At 63.1% G+C, this 13,256-nt stretch carries 14 protein-coding genes; 7 read left to right on the forward strand and 7 right to left on the reverse strand.

Annotation, left to right across the window (positions count from 1 at the left end):
• Window positions 1–103 precede the first annotated feature (103 nt).
• Complete coding sequence (locus DT069_RS05285) at window positions 104–907, forward strand: ZIP family metal transporter (RefSeq protein WP_119459223.1); 804 nt, start codon at window positions 104–106, stop codon at window positions 905–907.
• Window positions 908–920: 13 nt separating this feature from the next.
• On the opposite strand, the gene DT069_RS05290 is transcribed toward DT069_RS05285, so the two are convergent.
• Window positions 921–1,424 (reverse strand): OsmC family protein, encoded by a 504-nt coding sequence (locus DT069_RS05290; protein WP_119459224.1) that lies wholly within the window; start codon window positions 1,422–1,424, stop codon window positions 921–923.
• A 339-nt stretch (window positions 1,425–1,763) separates the two neighbouring features.
• Here DT069_RS05290 and DT069_RS05295 point away from each other — a divergent pair, with 339 nt between their 5' ends.
• Genes DT069_RS05295 through DT069_RS05305 form a run of 3 tightly spaced genes read left to right on the forward strand, consistent with a single transcriptional unit; the run spans window position 1,764 to window position 4,361 of the window.
• Window positions 1,764–2,771 carry an aliphatic sulfonate ABC transporter substrate-binding protein gene (locus tag DT069_RS05295; RefSeq protein WP_425450023.1) on the forward strand — a complete coding sequence of 336 codons (1,008 nt, stop codon included), beginning with the start codon at window positions 1,764–1,766 and terminating at the stop codon, window positions 2,769–2,771.
• A complete protein-coding gene (locus DT069_RS05300) occupies window positions 2,768–3,643 on the forward strand; it encodes an ABC transporter permease (protein WP_119459226.1) in 876 nt (291 codons plus the stop codon). The genes DT069_RS05295 and DT069_RS05300 overlap by 4 nt, the downstream gene beginning before the upstream one ends.
• On the forward strand, window positions 3,627–4,361 hold the full coding sequence (locus tag DT069_RS05305; protein ID WP_119459227.1) for an ABC transporter ATP-binding protein: 735 nt from the start codon (window positions 3,627–3,629) through the stop codon (window positions 4,359–4,361). The genes DT069_RS05300 and DT069_RS05305 overlap by 17 nt, the downstream gene beginning before the upstream one ends.
• A 5-nt stretch (window positions 4,362–4,366) precedes the next feature.
• On the opposite strand, the gene DT069_RS05310 is transcribed toward DT069_RS05305, so the two are convergent.
• Both DT069_RS05310 and DT069_RS05315 read right to left on the reverse strand, forming a co-directional pair.
• Complete coding sequence (locus tag DT069_RS05310) at window positions 4,367–4,879, reverse strand: MgtC/SapB family protein (protein ID WP_119459228.1); 513 nt, start codon at window positions 4,877–4,879, stop codon at window positions 4,367–4,369.
• Window positions 4,880–4,990: 111 nt separating this feature from the next.
• A complete protein-coding gene (locus DT069_RS05315) occupies window positions 4,991–5,320 on the reverse strand; it encodes a sll1863 family stress response protein (protein WP_119459229.1) in 330 nt (109 codons plus the stop codon).
• Window positions 5,321–5,712: 392 nt separating this feature from the next.
• Between DT069_RS05315 and otsA the strand changes: the two genes are divergently transcribed.
• Window positions 5,713–7,221: an alpha,alpha-trehalose-phosphate synthase (UDP-forming) gene (gene otsA / locus DT069_RS05320; RefSeq protein WP_119459230.1), complete on the forward strand. Its 1,509-nt coding sequence runs from the start codon at window positions 5,713–5,715 to the stop codon at window positions 7,219–7,221.
• Between the two features lie 65 nt (window positions 7,222–7,286).
• Here the strand turns inward: otsA and DT069_RS05325 are convergent, their stop codons facing one another.
• Window positions 7,287–7,880: a superoxide dismutase gene (locus tag DT069_RS05325; RefSeq protein ID WP_119459231.1), complete on the reverse strand. Its 594-nt coding sequence runs from the start codon at window positions 7,878–7,880 to the stop codon at window positions 7,287–7,289.
• A 236-nt stretch (window positions 7,881–8,116) separates the two neighbouring features.
• Window positions 8,117–8,896: a response regulator gene (locus DT069_RS05330; RefSeq protein ID WP_119459232.1), complete on the reverse strand. Its 780-nt coding sequence runs from the start codon at window positions 8,894–8,896 to the stop codon at window positions 8,117–8,119.
• Between the two features lie 345 nt (window positions 8,897–9,241).
• Between DT069_RS05330 and DT069_RS05335 the strand changes: the two genes are divergently transcribed.
• Both DT069_RS05335 and DT069_RS05340 read left to right on the forward strand, forming a co-directional pair.
• Window positions 9,242–9,469 (forward strand): NepR family anti-sigma factor, encoded by a 228-nt coding sequence (locus DT069_RS05335; RefSeq protein WP_119459233.1) that lies wholly within the window; start codon window positions 9,242–9,244, stop codon window positions 9,467–9,469.
• A gap of 212 nt (window positions 9,470–9,681) precedes the next feature.
• Complete coding sequence (locus tag DT069_RS05340) at window positions 9,682–10,242, forward strand: sigma-70 family RNA polymerase sigma factor (RefSeq protein WP_119459234.1); 561 nt, start codon at window positions 9,682–9,684, stop codon at window positions 10,240–10,242.
• Between the two features lie 183 nt (window positions 10,243–10,425).
• Here DT069_RS05340 and DT069_RS05345 read toward each other — a convergent pair whose 3' ends face one another.
• Window positions 10,426–11,289, reverse strand: a complete 864-nt coding sequence (locus DT069_RS05345) for an RNA polymerase factor sigma-32 (RefSeq protein ID WP_119459309.1) — start codon at window positions 11,287–11,289, stop codon at window positions 10,426–10,428.
• Window positions 11,290–11,508: 219 nt separating this feature from the next.
• The gene (locus tag DT069_RS05350) at window positions 11,509–13,236 is read right to left on the reverse strand and encodes a sensor histidine kinase (protein WP_119459235.1); all 1,728 of its coding nucleotides are present in this window, start codon (window positions 13,234–13,236) and stop codon (window positions 11,509–11,511) included.
• Window positions 13,237–13,256: the final 20 nt, after the last annotated feature.

Below are 13,256 nucleotides of genomic sequence, written 5' to 3' on the forward strand. Positions count from 1 at the left end.
CCCTGTGGCGATGCTGCGGCAACTTGCCGCTCGTCTTTGCTCACGCTAGATTAGAATAGTTCTAAATATTAATTTTGGATAAGTCAGAGAGTCGAGCGCCGCCATGCCGTTCCCCTATGATGTGATCACAGCTCTATCGCCGGTTCAGCAGGCCCTGCTGGGCAGCCTGATCGCCGGTCTGGCGACTGCCGTCGGGGCCTTACCCGTGCTTGCCTGGCCACGACCTTCGGCCCGAAGCGAGGGTGCGCTTCTAGGCTTCGCGGCCGGTGTGATGCTGGCGGCGGCGAGTTTCTCGCTCGTTCTACCGGGCCTCGATGCGGCGAGCGCGCTGGTCGGTGCGGGCGGCAACGCCGCGTTGATGATCGGAGCCGGCATCCTGCTCGGCGCCGGCGGGCTGTTCGCGGCCCACAACACCATTCCGCACGAGCACTTCATTCTCGGCCCCGACGGCGCCGCAACGGCGGTGGTCAGCCATCACTGGCTGCTCGTCTTCGCCGTCGCCATTCACAACCTGCCCGAAGGGCTGGCGGTCGGCGCAGGGTTCGGCGGCGGGGATCTCGATACCGGCTTGGCGCTGATGCTGGGTATCGGCCTTCAGAACATGCCGGAGGGGCTGGTCGTCGCGGCGGCGTTGCTGGCGGACGGATACAGCCGGGGTCGGGCCTTCACCTTCGCGCTGATGACCGGCCTCATCGAGCCGGTCGGCGGCATGATCGCCGCCGCCGCGATGGGCGCCGCCCAGATGATGCTGCCGTGGGGCTATGCCGCCGCCGCAGGCGCGATGCTGTTTGTCGTCAGCCACGAGATCATCCCTGAAACCCACCGCAAGGGCGTCCAGGGGCATGCGACCATCGGGCTGCTGGTCGGCTTCGTGACGATGATGTATCTCAGCGTCGCCGTCGGCTGAGATTGAAGAAGGATCAGCCGATCTGCGCCGTCATGTGCGGTGCGTTCCGCAGGGTCTGGTAGACCACGCAGTAGCGCTCGGTGAGCTTGAGAAGCTTTTCCAACTGCTCCGGTCCGGCATCGGTGTCGAGCTGGAAACGCAGCCGGATATCCGCGAACCCGACAGGCGCTTCCTTATCGACGCCCAGGGTGCCGCGAAAATCGAGGTCGCCTTCCGCCGTCACCGTACCGCCGCGCACCGGCACCTCAAGGGCGGTCGCCACCGCCCGCAGGGTGACGCCGGCGCAGGCGACCAGCGCTTCGAGCAGCATGTCGCCCGAGCAGGCGGAAAGCCCCTCGCCGCCGGTGGCCGGATGGAGACCCGCCTCGACGATCGCGCGCCCGGTCTCGACCTTACAGGTCAGGGATTCGGCGCCGAGTTCTCCGCTGGCCCGCAGGGTGATACGCGCCGCCTCCGGCTCTTCCCGGTAGCGTGCCTTCAACGGCGCCTGAAGTGCGCGGAGTTCTTCGGAATCCATTATTATGACCTCCTGCCAATCCGGCTGGACCCTATCACATAATCCGGAAGGGTGAATCACATTATTTTACATTATATACATGCATTTTTTTGAGATTGACAGCAGATCTGAAGTGAATTAGCGTTATCTCCAGCGCCGATTTGAGCCTCAGCTTGCGGGCGCTTAATAAATGCAGCTAAAGCGTCGGGTGTCCGCCCAGCGATAGCTGCGGCGGATTTTTTCGTCTCGTCCAGTCCTCTTCAGAGGCTAGCAGGTGACGAAGAGGTCCGCTGTCACGTCAATTTGGATCGGCGGAGATGGCCTCTGGATGGCTTCCGCCACTGGATGGAGATGTCTCGAATGACCCTTGGATCCCTTAGAAAACTTGGCTTTAGCGTGACCTTCGCGGCAGTCGTTGCCCTGCTCGCCCCCGGCATGGACGCGGCAGCCGAACAGCCGGAGACGATCCGGATCGACTACGCCTATTACAATCCCGTCAGCCTGGTTCTGAAGGACCAGGGATGGCTGGAAGAGGAATTCGCCGCCGACGGCATCGAGATCGAGTGGGTATTGAGCCTGGGCAGCAACAAGGCCCTCGAACTGCTCAATAGCAGCAGCGTCGATTTCGGCTCGACGGCCGGCGCCGCGGCGCTCCTCGGCAAGATCTACGGCAATCCTATCAAGGCGGTCTATGTCTATTCCCGGCCGGAATGGACGGCCCTGGTGACCCGCGCCGACACCGGCATCGGGACGGTCAAGGACCTCAAGGGTAAGCGGGTCGCCGTGACCCGGGGCACCGATCCCTACATCTTCCTGCTGCGCGCGCTCGATCGGTTCGGCCTGACGGAGCGGGATATCGAGTCCGTGCTGCTGCAACATCCGGACGGCAAGACCGCCCTGATGAACGGCGATGTCGACGCCTGGGCGGGGCTGGACCCGCATATGGCGCAGGCGGAGCTGAATGGCGGCGCACGGCTGTTCTTTCGCGACGCCAGCCTGAACACCTACGGCGTCCTCAATGTGCGCGAGGAGTTCGCCGAAGAACATCCCGAGCTCGTCGAGCGTGTCCTGGCGGTCTACGAGTACGCCCGCAAATGGTCCATCGAGCATCCGGCGGAGCTGAAGCAGGCGCTCGTCGCAGCGGCGAAGATCTCCGACGACGTCGCGGAAAAGCAACTGACGGAGCGGACCGATCTGAGCAATCCGGTGCCCGGCGCCGCGCATCGCGAGTCGATCGCAGCGGCCGGCGTCGTCCTTCAGGCAAGCGGCATCATCGACGAGGACGAGAGCATTGCGGCCCGCGTCGATGAGCTGCTCGATCCCCGCTATATCGAGAACGTCCTCGAAGCGCAGGCGGCTCTGCAATGACCGCGCTTGCCCCGTCGCAGTCCGATGCGAATGCCCCCCGTCTTGTTCGAGGCGGGGGGCGAGGCGGGCGGAACCGGCCGGCGCTCGGCCGCGGGAAGGGCCTCCTTCTGCCGGTGCTGCTGCTGGTTCTCTGGGAGGCGCTGTCGCGTTTCGGCGTCTTCGCCCCGAACCTGCTGCCCGCCCCCTCTAAGGTGCTCGGGGCGATCGCCGATCTCGCCGTCACCGGCGAACTGCTCGAACATATCGCGATCACCCTCTACCGCGTGGCCCTGGGATTCCTGATCGGCGGCGCAGCCGCGACACTGCTCGGCGCGGCCACCGGCTATTCGAGAACGGCGCGCGAGCTGCTCGATCCACTATTGCAGTCGCTTCGGAACATTCCGTCCATCGCCTGGGTGCCGCTGTTCATTCTGTGGCTCGGCATCTATGAGGCATCGAAGGTGACGCTGATCGCGACGGGCGTCTTCTTCCCGGTCTACCTGAACCTGATGAGCGGCATACAGAACGTCGATCGCAAGCTGGTCGAGGTCGGCCGCGTTTACCGGCTGAGCGGGCTTCAGCTGGTCCGCCGCGTCCTGCTTCCCGCGACCCTGCCGACCTATATCGTCGGCCTCCGCAGCGGGCTGGGTCTCGGCTGGATGTTCGTCGTCGCCGCGGAATATATGGGGGCCAGCAAGGGCCTCGGATTCCTGCTCGTCGACGGGCAGATGACCGGGCGACCGCAGATCATCATCGGCAGCATCGCCCTGTTCGCGATCTTCGGAAAGCTGACGGATCTGCTTCTCGCCACAGTCGGCGAGCGGTTCCTGACCTGGCAGGACTCGTTCAGCAGCAATCATACGAGAGCGAGCGCAGATGCTGCGGATCGATGACCTCTCCAAGCGCTTCGACAGCGGCGTAAAGGCGCTCGAGACCGTCACCTTGACAGTTGGCCAGAGTGAGATCGTCAGCCTGGTCGGGACCAGCGGCTGCGGCAAGAGCACCCTGCTGCGGATCGTCGGCGGCCTGGACTTTCCGACCAGCGGCTCGGTACTCATCGACGACGAGCCGGTCGCGGCGCCGCGACCGGAAATCGGCATTGTCTTCCAGGAGCCGCGACTGATGCCGTGGCTGAGCGTCGCTGACAATGTGAAGTTCGGCATCGAGGACCAGCCCAGACCCGTGAAGGACGAGCTGGCCACCGCTGCACTGGCCAAGGTCGGGCTGACGGGGTTCGCCGAGGCTCTGCCGCGGCAGCTCTCCGGCGGAATGGCCCAGCGGGTCGCCATTGCCCGGGCGCTCGTGACGCGACCGTCGATCCTGCTGCTCGACGAGCCGTTCAGCGCGCTCGACGCCTTCACGCGGCTGAAGCTTCAGGACCACCTGCTGCAGACCTGGGAATTCGACCGGCCGACGATGCTCTTCGTCACGCACGATATCGACGAGGCGCTCGTCCTCAGCGACCGGATCATCGTCATGCGCGGCCATCCCGGCCGCATCCATCAGGAATATACGGTGGATCTTCCGCGGCCTCGGCGACGCACCGACGCCGCATTCCAGCTTTGGAAGGAAAGGCTGCTCACCGACCTCGATTTGTCGGTCGAGGCTTGAACGGCTCAGTCCTCTTTCGAGGACCCGGCATGCCGGCCGTCCTCGATAAGGCGTTTCTCCAGCCATCCGATGATGGTGAGGACACCGAGGCCGAGAACGAGCGCGATGAGCGCGATGCCGAAGAGCCCCGCACCGCAGGCCAGGCCGATGGCGCCGACCAGCCACATGCTGGCGCCGGTCGTTATCCCCCTGATGCTGCCGCGCGCCTGGATGATGGTGCCGGCACCAAGGAACGCGATCCCGGAAATAACGGCCTCGACGATTCGGATGGGATCGGCCCGCACGCTATCGGACAGATCGGGATCGTTGAGCTGATAGACCAGCTCGAAGGTCAGGAGCGTGAAGGTAGCGGCGGCGAGACATACCAGCATATGGGTGCGCAGGCCGGCAGCCTTCCGGCGCAACTCGCGGTCGAGCCCAAAGACGGTGCCGAAGAGGAGCGCCGCTCCGAGACGCAGACAGACCGTCTCGAACGGTGTTCGGACATTCCAAAGATCAGCGAAAAGGCCGCTCTCCATATCCGTCGCGCTACCCGGCGACTTTCGGATCGGCAGGCATAGGACGCAACCGGCCCTCGTCACAATATCGCGACTCTGCTACTCCCTCTCCTCTCCGGCTTGACGCACGCCTTACGGCGAATTTGCTACGGACACCACCTTTGCCGAGCCAAACCGCTCGAGTTGAGCCGTCATGGGCTCGATCGCCAACCTCAGATCGCGCAACGCGGCCTCGATGCGGTGTTGCAGGTGCTCCCACCCCTCCTCTCCCGCCGTGCGGATGCGGTTCCACTCTCGTTCGGCGTCGGTCCAACGGCCACAGATCTCCTCAATGGCACGGTTGATCTCGCCTCCCAAATCGGCCTCGGCTTCGTCGACCCAATCGAGCAAACGCTGTATTTCGATCGACATCTGCTTCAACTGCGCTTCAATCTTTCGCTCGAACGCCTCTTTCGTGCTCATCCTAAGCTCGATACCGTTCCAATATTCGTGATGCCCCCGGCCCAACGATCTTAACGTCGGGACGGAACTTAGGTTCCCCGCCCGTCGGCCAGGCGCCGCTTCGTGACTGCCGGTCGTGGCATTTCCGGGACCGACCTCGCTCAAAATCCGCGTTGTCTCGGAACTAGTTGGCCCCGTTCACGTTGAATAGGAAGTCGGTGCGATCGTCAGCCGCAACCGGCGCAAATTCGACCTGGGTGGATTTGGATGTCGGTCCGACATGGTTGCTGTGCTGAACACGATACCCCTCATATAATTTCGGATATCGGCCCGACCCGCAGGCGAATCATCGCGGAACCCGCGGAAGAGGCGCGGCAAGACGTGTCGGCCCGCCCGCGAACGGGAGCGGTGCGATGAGCCGTCTGGTCGTCGTTTCCAACAGGGTCCCGTCCACCTCGCCGGCCAAGTCGGAGGCAGGCGGGCTTGCGGTGGCCTTGCAGGCGGCACTCAATGAAACCGGTGGGCTTTGGTTCGGCTGGAGCGGCAAGGTCGTCGAGCCTCCGGCGCCCGCGCCTACCGTCACGCAATGCGATCGCTTCACGCTCGCCACGCTGGACTTGGCGCGGCCGGACTATGAAGGGTACTACAACGGCTTCGCCAACCGGACCCTGTGGCCGCTGCTGCATAGCAGACTGGATCTGACGTCGTTCGACGCTGCCTTCTTCCAGTCCTATCAGCAGGTGAACGCCCTTTTCGCGGCGCGGCTGACCCCCCTGCTCACGCCGGACGATGCCGTCTGGGTGCATGACTATCATCTGATCCCGCTGGGCGAGGAACTCCGTCGGGCGGGACTCGACAACCCGCTTGGCTTCTACCTCCATATTCCCTTCCCCTCACCGGAAGTGATGATGGCGCTGCCCTGGCATCGAGAGCTGGCGAAGGCGCTCTGCGCCTATGATCTGATCGGCTTCCAGACCCGGCGGGACCTGCAGAACTTCCGGGACTTCATGCAACGCGAGATGCATGGCGCGATCGACGGTGACGGAAATCTTCAGGTATTCGGGCGAACCTTGGTCGCAAACGCCTTTCCGATCGGGATCGATGCCGACAAGTTCGCCGCAATGGCCGGCAATGCCGAGCCGCAAGAGCCGCGGCCGTCCGAGCATGCCCGGCGCCATCGACAGATCATCGGCGTCGATCGGCTCGACTATACCAAGGGTCTGGTGGAGCGGTTCCGGGCGTTCGAGGCGCTGATAGAAACCCATCCGGAGTATCACGGCCGAGTCTGCCTGACACAGGTCGCCGCCCCGTCTCGCGAGCATGTTCCGGAGTATCTCGGCATTCGGGCGGAGCTCGAGAAGATCGCCGGCGGCATCAACGGGCGTTTCGCCGAGCTCGATTGGACGCCGATCCACTACATCAACCGATCGTTCGGGCAGAAGCAGCTCACGGGACTCTATCGCAACAGCGAGATCGGCCTGGTCACACCGCTACGCGACGGCATGAACCTTGTCGCGAAGGAATATGTCGCATCGCAGGACCCCGAGAATCCCGGCGTTCTTGTGCTGTCGCAATTCGCCGGCGCCGCCGAGCAGCTCCTCGGAGCGCTGATCGTCAACCCCTATGATATCCAGAGTGTCGCGAAGGTACTGCACTCGGCCCTGGCCATGCCCGTGGCGGAGCGCCGTGCGCGCTGGCGGCCGATGATGGCCTCCTTGTGCCGCGAGGACATCGGACATTGGCGCGACAGCTTCCTCCGCGCCCTGTTCGCGGCCCGCCAGCCCCGACGGATCTATCATCTCGTGCCGGAGCGGCGGGCGGTCGGGCTATCTGACATCGCCCGGCCCGACATGGCCCGACCCGACATTGGCCAATCCGATAACCGCGTCGGCGTGATCTCGGAACTCCGCAAGGCGCGGTAGGGCGGCGTCACCCGAATGGCATTCGAGTCCTCCCCGGATAGGGGAGGACTCCTGTCGGACTGAGCCTACAACTGCTCGGCAGCGAAGTCCCAGTTCACCAGCTTGTCCAGGAATGCCTGGACGAAATCGGGACGCCGGTTCTGGTAATCCAGATAGTAGGCATGCTCCCAAACGTCGCAGGTGAGCACGGCCTTGTGGCCATAGACCATCGGCGGCACGGCGTTCGGCGTGCTGAGCACCTTCAAGCGCCCGTTGTTCTCTAGGACCAGCCAAGCCCAGCCGCTGCCGAACTGTGTCGTCGCGACGTCGGCAAACGCCTTCTTGAACTGATCGAAGCCACCGAAATCCTGATCGATGCGACGCGCGAGTTCGCCGGTGGGGGTGCCGCCGCCCTTGGGGCTCATGCTGTTCCAGAAGAAGTTGTGGTTCCAGACCTGCCCCGCATTGTTGAAGATCTTCCGCTTCCCCTCGTCATCGAAGGAGTCCTGGATAAGCTCCTCCAGGCCCTTCTTCTCCAGCGGCGTGCCGGAGACCAGCTCGTTGAGGGTGTCGACATACTTCTTGTGATGCTTGCCATGGTGAAACTGCATCGTCTTCGCCGATACCACGGGCTCGAGCGCGTTTTCCGCATAGGGCAATGGGGGGAGTTCAAAAGCCATCGTCTTTTCCTCTTCCTTGTTGAGCCGGTGTCTATGTTCCGTACAAGCGCCGCGTCTCCGAGTCCGCATCTCTGAGAAGGAAACGCCGCAGCGGCACGAAAGTTTGGGTGAGATAAAATCTTTCTTTCGACGTCGCACGGCCCGTCGCCGGGCCACCCATCGCCTAGTCGATTAAGCTCCTCTCCCGATGGAGGGGCGGAGGTCCGCCGGTCGAAGACGCCCTGTTCGGGCGGCGCCTACTGCACCGAGAGCGCCTGTCCGATCGCCGTCTTCAATGTCTCGGCATCGAAGGGCTTCGTCACCAGGAACGCCGGTTCGAGCCCTTCGCCGGTCAAGAGGCGTTCGGGAAAGCCCGTCACGAAGATGACCGGAACATCGATGGACTGCAGAATTTCCTGCACCGCCTCGATGCCGCTGTCGCCTTCCTTCAGCTGAATATCGGCGAGAACCAGACCGGGCCCCTTCTCCCTCGCAACGGCAAGCGCCTCGTCCTTCCGGGCGGCCGTTCCACAGACCGTATGCCCAAGATCCTGGACGATCTGCGCGATATCCATCGCGATCAGGGGCTCGTCCTCGATGATGAGCACTTTGGTCGGCGCCTGGCGCATTATGTCGGCACGCGCAGCACTCAGCTTCGCCTCGACCTCGGCCACATCCAGGCTGAGAATTCGCGCCGTCTGATCGATCGAGAACCCCTCGAGCGATACGAGAAGCAATATCTGCCGCTCCTCCGACGGAAGCGCCGCGAGACGCTGTTCCAGTTGCGGGCGCGCATCATTGCCGGAGGGCTCGACCTCGCCGATCGCGCTGCTGACCACGCGCCAGGCGTCATGAAACACTTTGAACAGCTGGAGCCGCAGATCCTTCTGAGGGGAGAGTTGCGACGGCTCGGCAAGGATCGCTTCGAGGCAGATGCGAACACACTGGTCTCCGCGCTTTTGGGACCCTGTAAGGGCGCGCGCATAGCGGCGGAGATAGGGCAATTGGGCGACGATTTCCTTCGATTGATCAGTCATGCTCGCTTCCTTTGGGTGGCAGCCACACGCTTGAGGCATCTGAACGCCTCGGATGGCATGAGGCAATAGAAATTTACCTTGGAAAAGACTTGATCCCTGGCCAGCAAGATCTGTAAGTCCGGTATTGAAACGTGTAGCCTGTTCGCGCCATTGTCCATGACGTTTCCCGCATGGGGCTTCCCATGTGGAGTTTCTGGGGGACGGGCGTGACACGGTCTATGCCATGACGGGGCTGGTAACTAATTGTAGATGAAATTCCACGTAGGGATTCTCCGGGGGATTTCCCCAATGTCCAGCTTTCTGGCACATAGTGCACCGTCACAGGGGCTTCGTTGGAGGGGGTAGGTGGCGAAGAAGCAGATTAACGCGTCGGCCGAAAGGAAGGTCCAACGCAAGGGAAAGCCGCAAGGTGGCGAGAACTCCGGCCCGGCAGGGAAAGCGGACGACACCGAGCAAGAGGGCTTTCAGCACTGGGTGAACGATCAGCTGCGCAAGCTGTATGATCCGGTGTTGGATGAGCCGATCCCGGAGGGCATGTTGGAACTGCTTCGCAAGAACCGCCGCTCGCGCTGACCCGCGCCGTTCCCCAAACCATAAGCGTTTCGATTAGGCGGCTTTTCGGCCGCGCTTCGGACACGTCCTCCACAGATCTCCCTATACATCCCGATAGCAAGCTTTTTTCCGCGGGTTCGTTGACGTGGGCACTTTGCCGCCTACCATTAACCCCCGAGGGGAAACACTTCAGGAGGCACAGCCAGGGGGCTTGCAAAGGAGGGTACCGTACTATGGCGGGATCGATCGACGAGCTGTTGATAGAGACGATCCCCCACCTCCGTGCTTTCGCTCGCGCTTTGACCCGCGACAGGGATCTGGCGGACGACTTGGTTCAGGAAACCGTCGTCCGGGCACTCTCGGCAGCGAATCAGTTTCGGACCGGCACCAATTTTCGTGCCTGGATCTTCACCATCCTGCGGAACCACCATATCAACACGCTGCGAGGACGGCGGATGCGTTTCGACGCGTTGGAAGATGTCTCGGAACTGCACCAGGCCACCCCGCCGACGCAGGAGGCGCATTTGGAGATCGAAGATTTCCAACGCGCCTTCATGGGGCTTCCGGTCGAGCAGCGGGAAGTCCTTCTGCTCGTCGGCGCGAGCGGGTTCAGCTATGAGGAGGCATCGCGAATCGTCGGTTGCGCGGTCGGAACGATCAAATCACGGGTATCGCGGGCGCGGCGCGTCCTTTATCCGAAGGTGATGGGCGACGCCGACGAGGCGACGGACAGTACCGACCGGCCATTCTCCGAACACACCGCAGCAGCCCGCGCCGACATCGCCCTACCCTGATATGGCGATCGCTTCGGCACCGGACCGCATCGCGGTCTCGCCGGGCCGAAGTTGCGCCGCGCTAAGGCCTGATCCGATCACATCGATGCGATGTGATCCGATCAGGCCCTAATCATTTGAATGAGAGAATGATTCACCGATCGGGTTGACCCAACCTGATCGGATCGTGCTCCGGAGCGGCGTTCAGGCTTCGACGAACAGATCCGTGTGCTGCTCGACCCGTTTGCGCATGGACTCCCGCAACTTTTTCATGGCCCGCTGCTCGAGCTGCCGCACGCGCTCGCGCGTGATATGAAATTCGCGGCCGAGCTCATCGAGTGTCGCACCATCCTCGCACAGCCGGCGCTTGCTGAGAATGCCCCGCTCGCGCGGGCTGAGCTCATCGAGCGCTTCGGCCAGCCATTGCGAACGCCGCTCCGCGGCGCGAGTCGCGATCACGATATCCTCGGGATTCGGCTGATTGTCGACGAGGAAATCCTGGAGTTCGCCATCGCTGGCGTCATTGATCGGCGCATTCAGCGACGTATCGCTCTTCGAGAGCTTGAGGCCCATCTCCTCGACCAGCGACGGCTTGACCTTGAGCTCCGCGGCGATCTTCGTGCGCCCTTCCTCGGAGAGTTCCTCCGTTGCCCAGGCGCCCTCGATCCGCGCGCGCAACCGCCGCAGATTGAAAAAGAGCAGTTTCTGCGACGGCGTGGTGCTGGTCCGCACGATTGACCAGTTGCGCAGGATATAGTCCTGCATCGTGCAGCGGATCCACCACACGGCATAGGTCGAGAAGCGCACTTCACGTTCGGGCTCGAAACGGGCCGCGGCCAGCATCAGGCCGACATTGCCCTCCTGGATCAGGTCGCTCATCGGCAAGCCGTAGTTCCGAAAGCGCGCCGCGATGCTGACCACCAGCCGCATATAGGCGCGCACCAGCGCATGCAGCGAGCGCTGATCGCCCATTTCCCGCCACCGGCGCGCCAATTCGAGCTCCTGCTCTCGCGTCAGAAACGGCTCGTTCATCAGGGTGTTGATGAATTTCACGTTGCTCTTGGTCATCAGCGTACCTGCGACCTCTGGCTGCCTGCCGCCCCAACCCTGCCGACCGAAGCATCGCGGTTGGCGAAGCATATCGTCCTGTCAACGTTGGGCGCAGGCCGCTAGTTCCAAGAAACTCCGCCAAATTGATTTCGGCGGACGGTCATCGCGAAGCATCTTTTCTTGGTGACGCGTGCGGTCCGCAGGTGGCAAGCCGATCGCGAACGGCGTCAGACACTTCTACGGTAACGTCGAAGCACCCCGCCGCCGCACCGGCCCGCCCCGATCCAGCGGGCTGTTGAACTGCAGAATGATGATAGTTCCCGGTGGGCCTTCGATGAGGAGGCGCCCGCGCAGTTGCAGCGCGAGCGCACGAATCAGCGTCATGCCGAGGCGCTCGTCCTCGGCTGCGACATTCGTTCCGGAAGTCGACCGCCCGACCCCGTCGTCGGCGATCCGCAGCGTCGCCCCGGACCGGTCCTGCTCGAGGGTGATCTCAATGCGGCCGGCGCGATCGTCGGGAAACGCATGCTTCAGGGAATTGGAGACCGCCTCGGTAATGACGAGTCCCAGCGGGATCGCGGTATCCGGCGTGAGATCCAGCGGCGGCATGTCGATGACGGCCCGAATCTTGGCCTCGTCCACGCCATGGATCCGCCAGAGCTGCGCGCAGAGTTCGGCAATAAAGGCATTCATGTCCACCGCCGCCAGGTTCTCGCCCTCATAGAGGTGCTTGTGAACCAGCGACAAAGTGCGGACGCGCATCTGCGTGGTATCGAGGGCCTTGCGCGCGGCCGGATCGACGACCCGTCTGGACTGCAGGTTGAGCAGGCTCGTGACCGTCTGCAGATTATTGTTCACCCGGTGGTGAATCTCCTTGAGAAGAACCTCCTTCTCCTTGATCGATCCTCGCAATTGCGCTTCCCGAGCCTGGATGCGTTCGGCCATGATGCTGATCGTCTCCGCAAGCTTTCGGAGCTCGGCGGGGCCGTTCGGGATGCGCGGACGCGCTGACAGATCACCTTGGATGAATGCTTCGGCCGTGTTCGACAGATGCCGGATCCAGCGCGCGATCAGGAACTCGCTGCTGAGCCAGGCGGCGACGATCGCCAGCATCCACATCAGCATGGGACCGGCAAGTTGGCTTCTGAACTGCTGAGCGACGCCGCTGAGCGCCCGCTTGTGCGGAACGCTGAACAGCACGACGGTATCGCCGCCCTCGATCTTGGCCAACCCATAGAGCCGCCTCAGGTCCGACCGATCTTCAGCCGCCAGCACCGGCGGCAGGGACGCGGCGGTCAACACCTCCTCAAGCCGTCCGGTTTCCGGCAGCAAGGCCGAGGCATCACCGATCACCGGATAGGAGGCCAGGATCGCGCCGTTGCGATCGAGCAGATGAACCACCCCGGCCTCCGGCATGCTGATGCGCTCCATGAGACGCCGCAGCCAGTCGATCGAAATGGTCGCCAGAATGGCTCCGGTAAACTCGCCGTTCTCGATAATCGGCAGCGCCGCCGGTAGAACCGGAACGCCGGACGTGTCATCGGTGACATATTCGCCGATGGTGTATTTGTTCGTGTCGCGAGCCTCCCGGAACCAACTACTGTCGGCGACGCTGGCGATGTCGGCCAAGGGGCCCGCACTGCAGAGGACATCACCTCGGCTATTGATCATCGCGAAGTCGCGGTACTCCGGAATTCTTTCGAGCAGACGACTCAAGGTCGCGCGGCAGGCCTCCGGCACGCTTGTACGGACGTCGGGAATCTGAGTCAGCGCGGTCAGGACGCGCCGCGTGCCGTCGAGCAGCTCCCTCTGGTACGCCGCCGCGACAAGGGCGAGGCGATGCGTGTTCGACTCGACCCGCTTGATCTCGCTTTCACGCGCCGACCAAGCCTCGTGCAGGCTGAACACCGCGGCCGGCAGCATCGTCAACAGCAGGATGAGGGTAAGGCGCCAACGGAGAGACATCAGGGGGCAGAACCGTATCG

This window comes from Virgifigura deserti, from assembly GCA_003576685.1.
Lineage (GTDB): Bacteria > Pseudomonadota > Alphaproteobacteria > Dongiales > Dongiaceae > Virgifigura > Virgifigura deserti.

Bases quoted from the DNA above. Each gene is read 5' to 3' on its own strand.
- DT069_RS05285 (WP_119459223.1), top strand. From the start codon at position 104: ATGCCGTTCCCCTATGATGTGATCACAGCTCTATCGCCGGTTCAGCAG.
- DT069_RS05290 (WP_119459224.1), bottom strand. From the start codon at position 1,424: ATGGATTCCGAAGAACTCCGCGCACTTCAGGCGCCGTTGAAGGCACGC.
- DT069_RS05295 (WP_425450023.1), top strand. From the start codon at position 1,764: ATGACCCTTGGATCCCTTAGAAAACTTGGCTTTAGCGTGACCTTCGCG.
- DT069_RS05300 (WP_119459226.1), top strand. From the start codon at position 2,768: ATGACCGCGCTTGCCCCGTCGCAGTCCGATGCGAATGCCCCCCGTCTT.
- DT069_RS05305 (WP_119459227.1), top strand. From the start codon at position 3,627: ATGCTGCGGATCGATGACCTCTCCAAGCGCTTCGACAGCGGCGTAAAG.
- DT069_RS05310 (WP_119459228.1), bottom strand. From the start codon at position 4,879: ATGGAGAGCGGCCTTTTCGCTGATCTTTGGAATGTCCGAACACCGTTC.
- DT069_RS05315 (WP_119459229.1), bottom strand. From the start codon at position 5,320: ATGAGCACGAAAGAGGCGTTCGAGCGAAAGATTGAAGCGCAGTTGAAG.
- otsA (WP_119459230.1), top strand. From the start codon at position 5,713: ATGAGCCGTCTGGTCGTCGTTTCCAACAGGGTCCCGTCCACCTCGCCG.
- DT069_RS05325 (WP_119459231.1), bottom strand. From the start codon at position 7,880: ATGGCTTTTGAACTCCCCCCATTGCCCTATGCGGAAAACGCGCTCGAG.
- DT069_RS05330 (WP_119459232.1), bottom strand. From the start codon at position 8,896: ATGACTGATCAATCGAAGGAAATCGTCGCCCAATTGCCCTATCTCCGC.
- DT069_RS05340 (WP_119459234.1), top strand. From the start codon at position 9,682: ATGGCGGGATCGATCGACGAGCTGTTGATAGAGACGATCCCCCACCTC.
- DT069_RS05345 (WP_119459309.1), bottom strand. From the start codon at position 11,289: ATGACCAAGAGCAACGTGAAATTCATCAACACCCTGATGAACGAGCCG.
- DT069_RS05350 (WP_119459235.1), bottom strand. From the start codon at position 13,236: ATGTCTCTCCGTTGGCGCCTTACCCTCATCCTGCTGTTGACGATGCTG.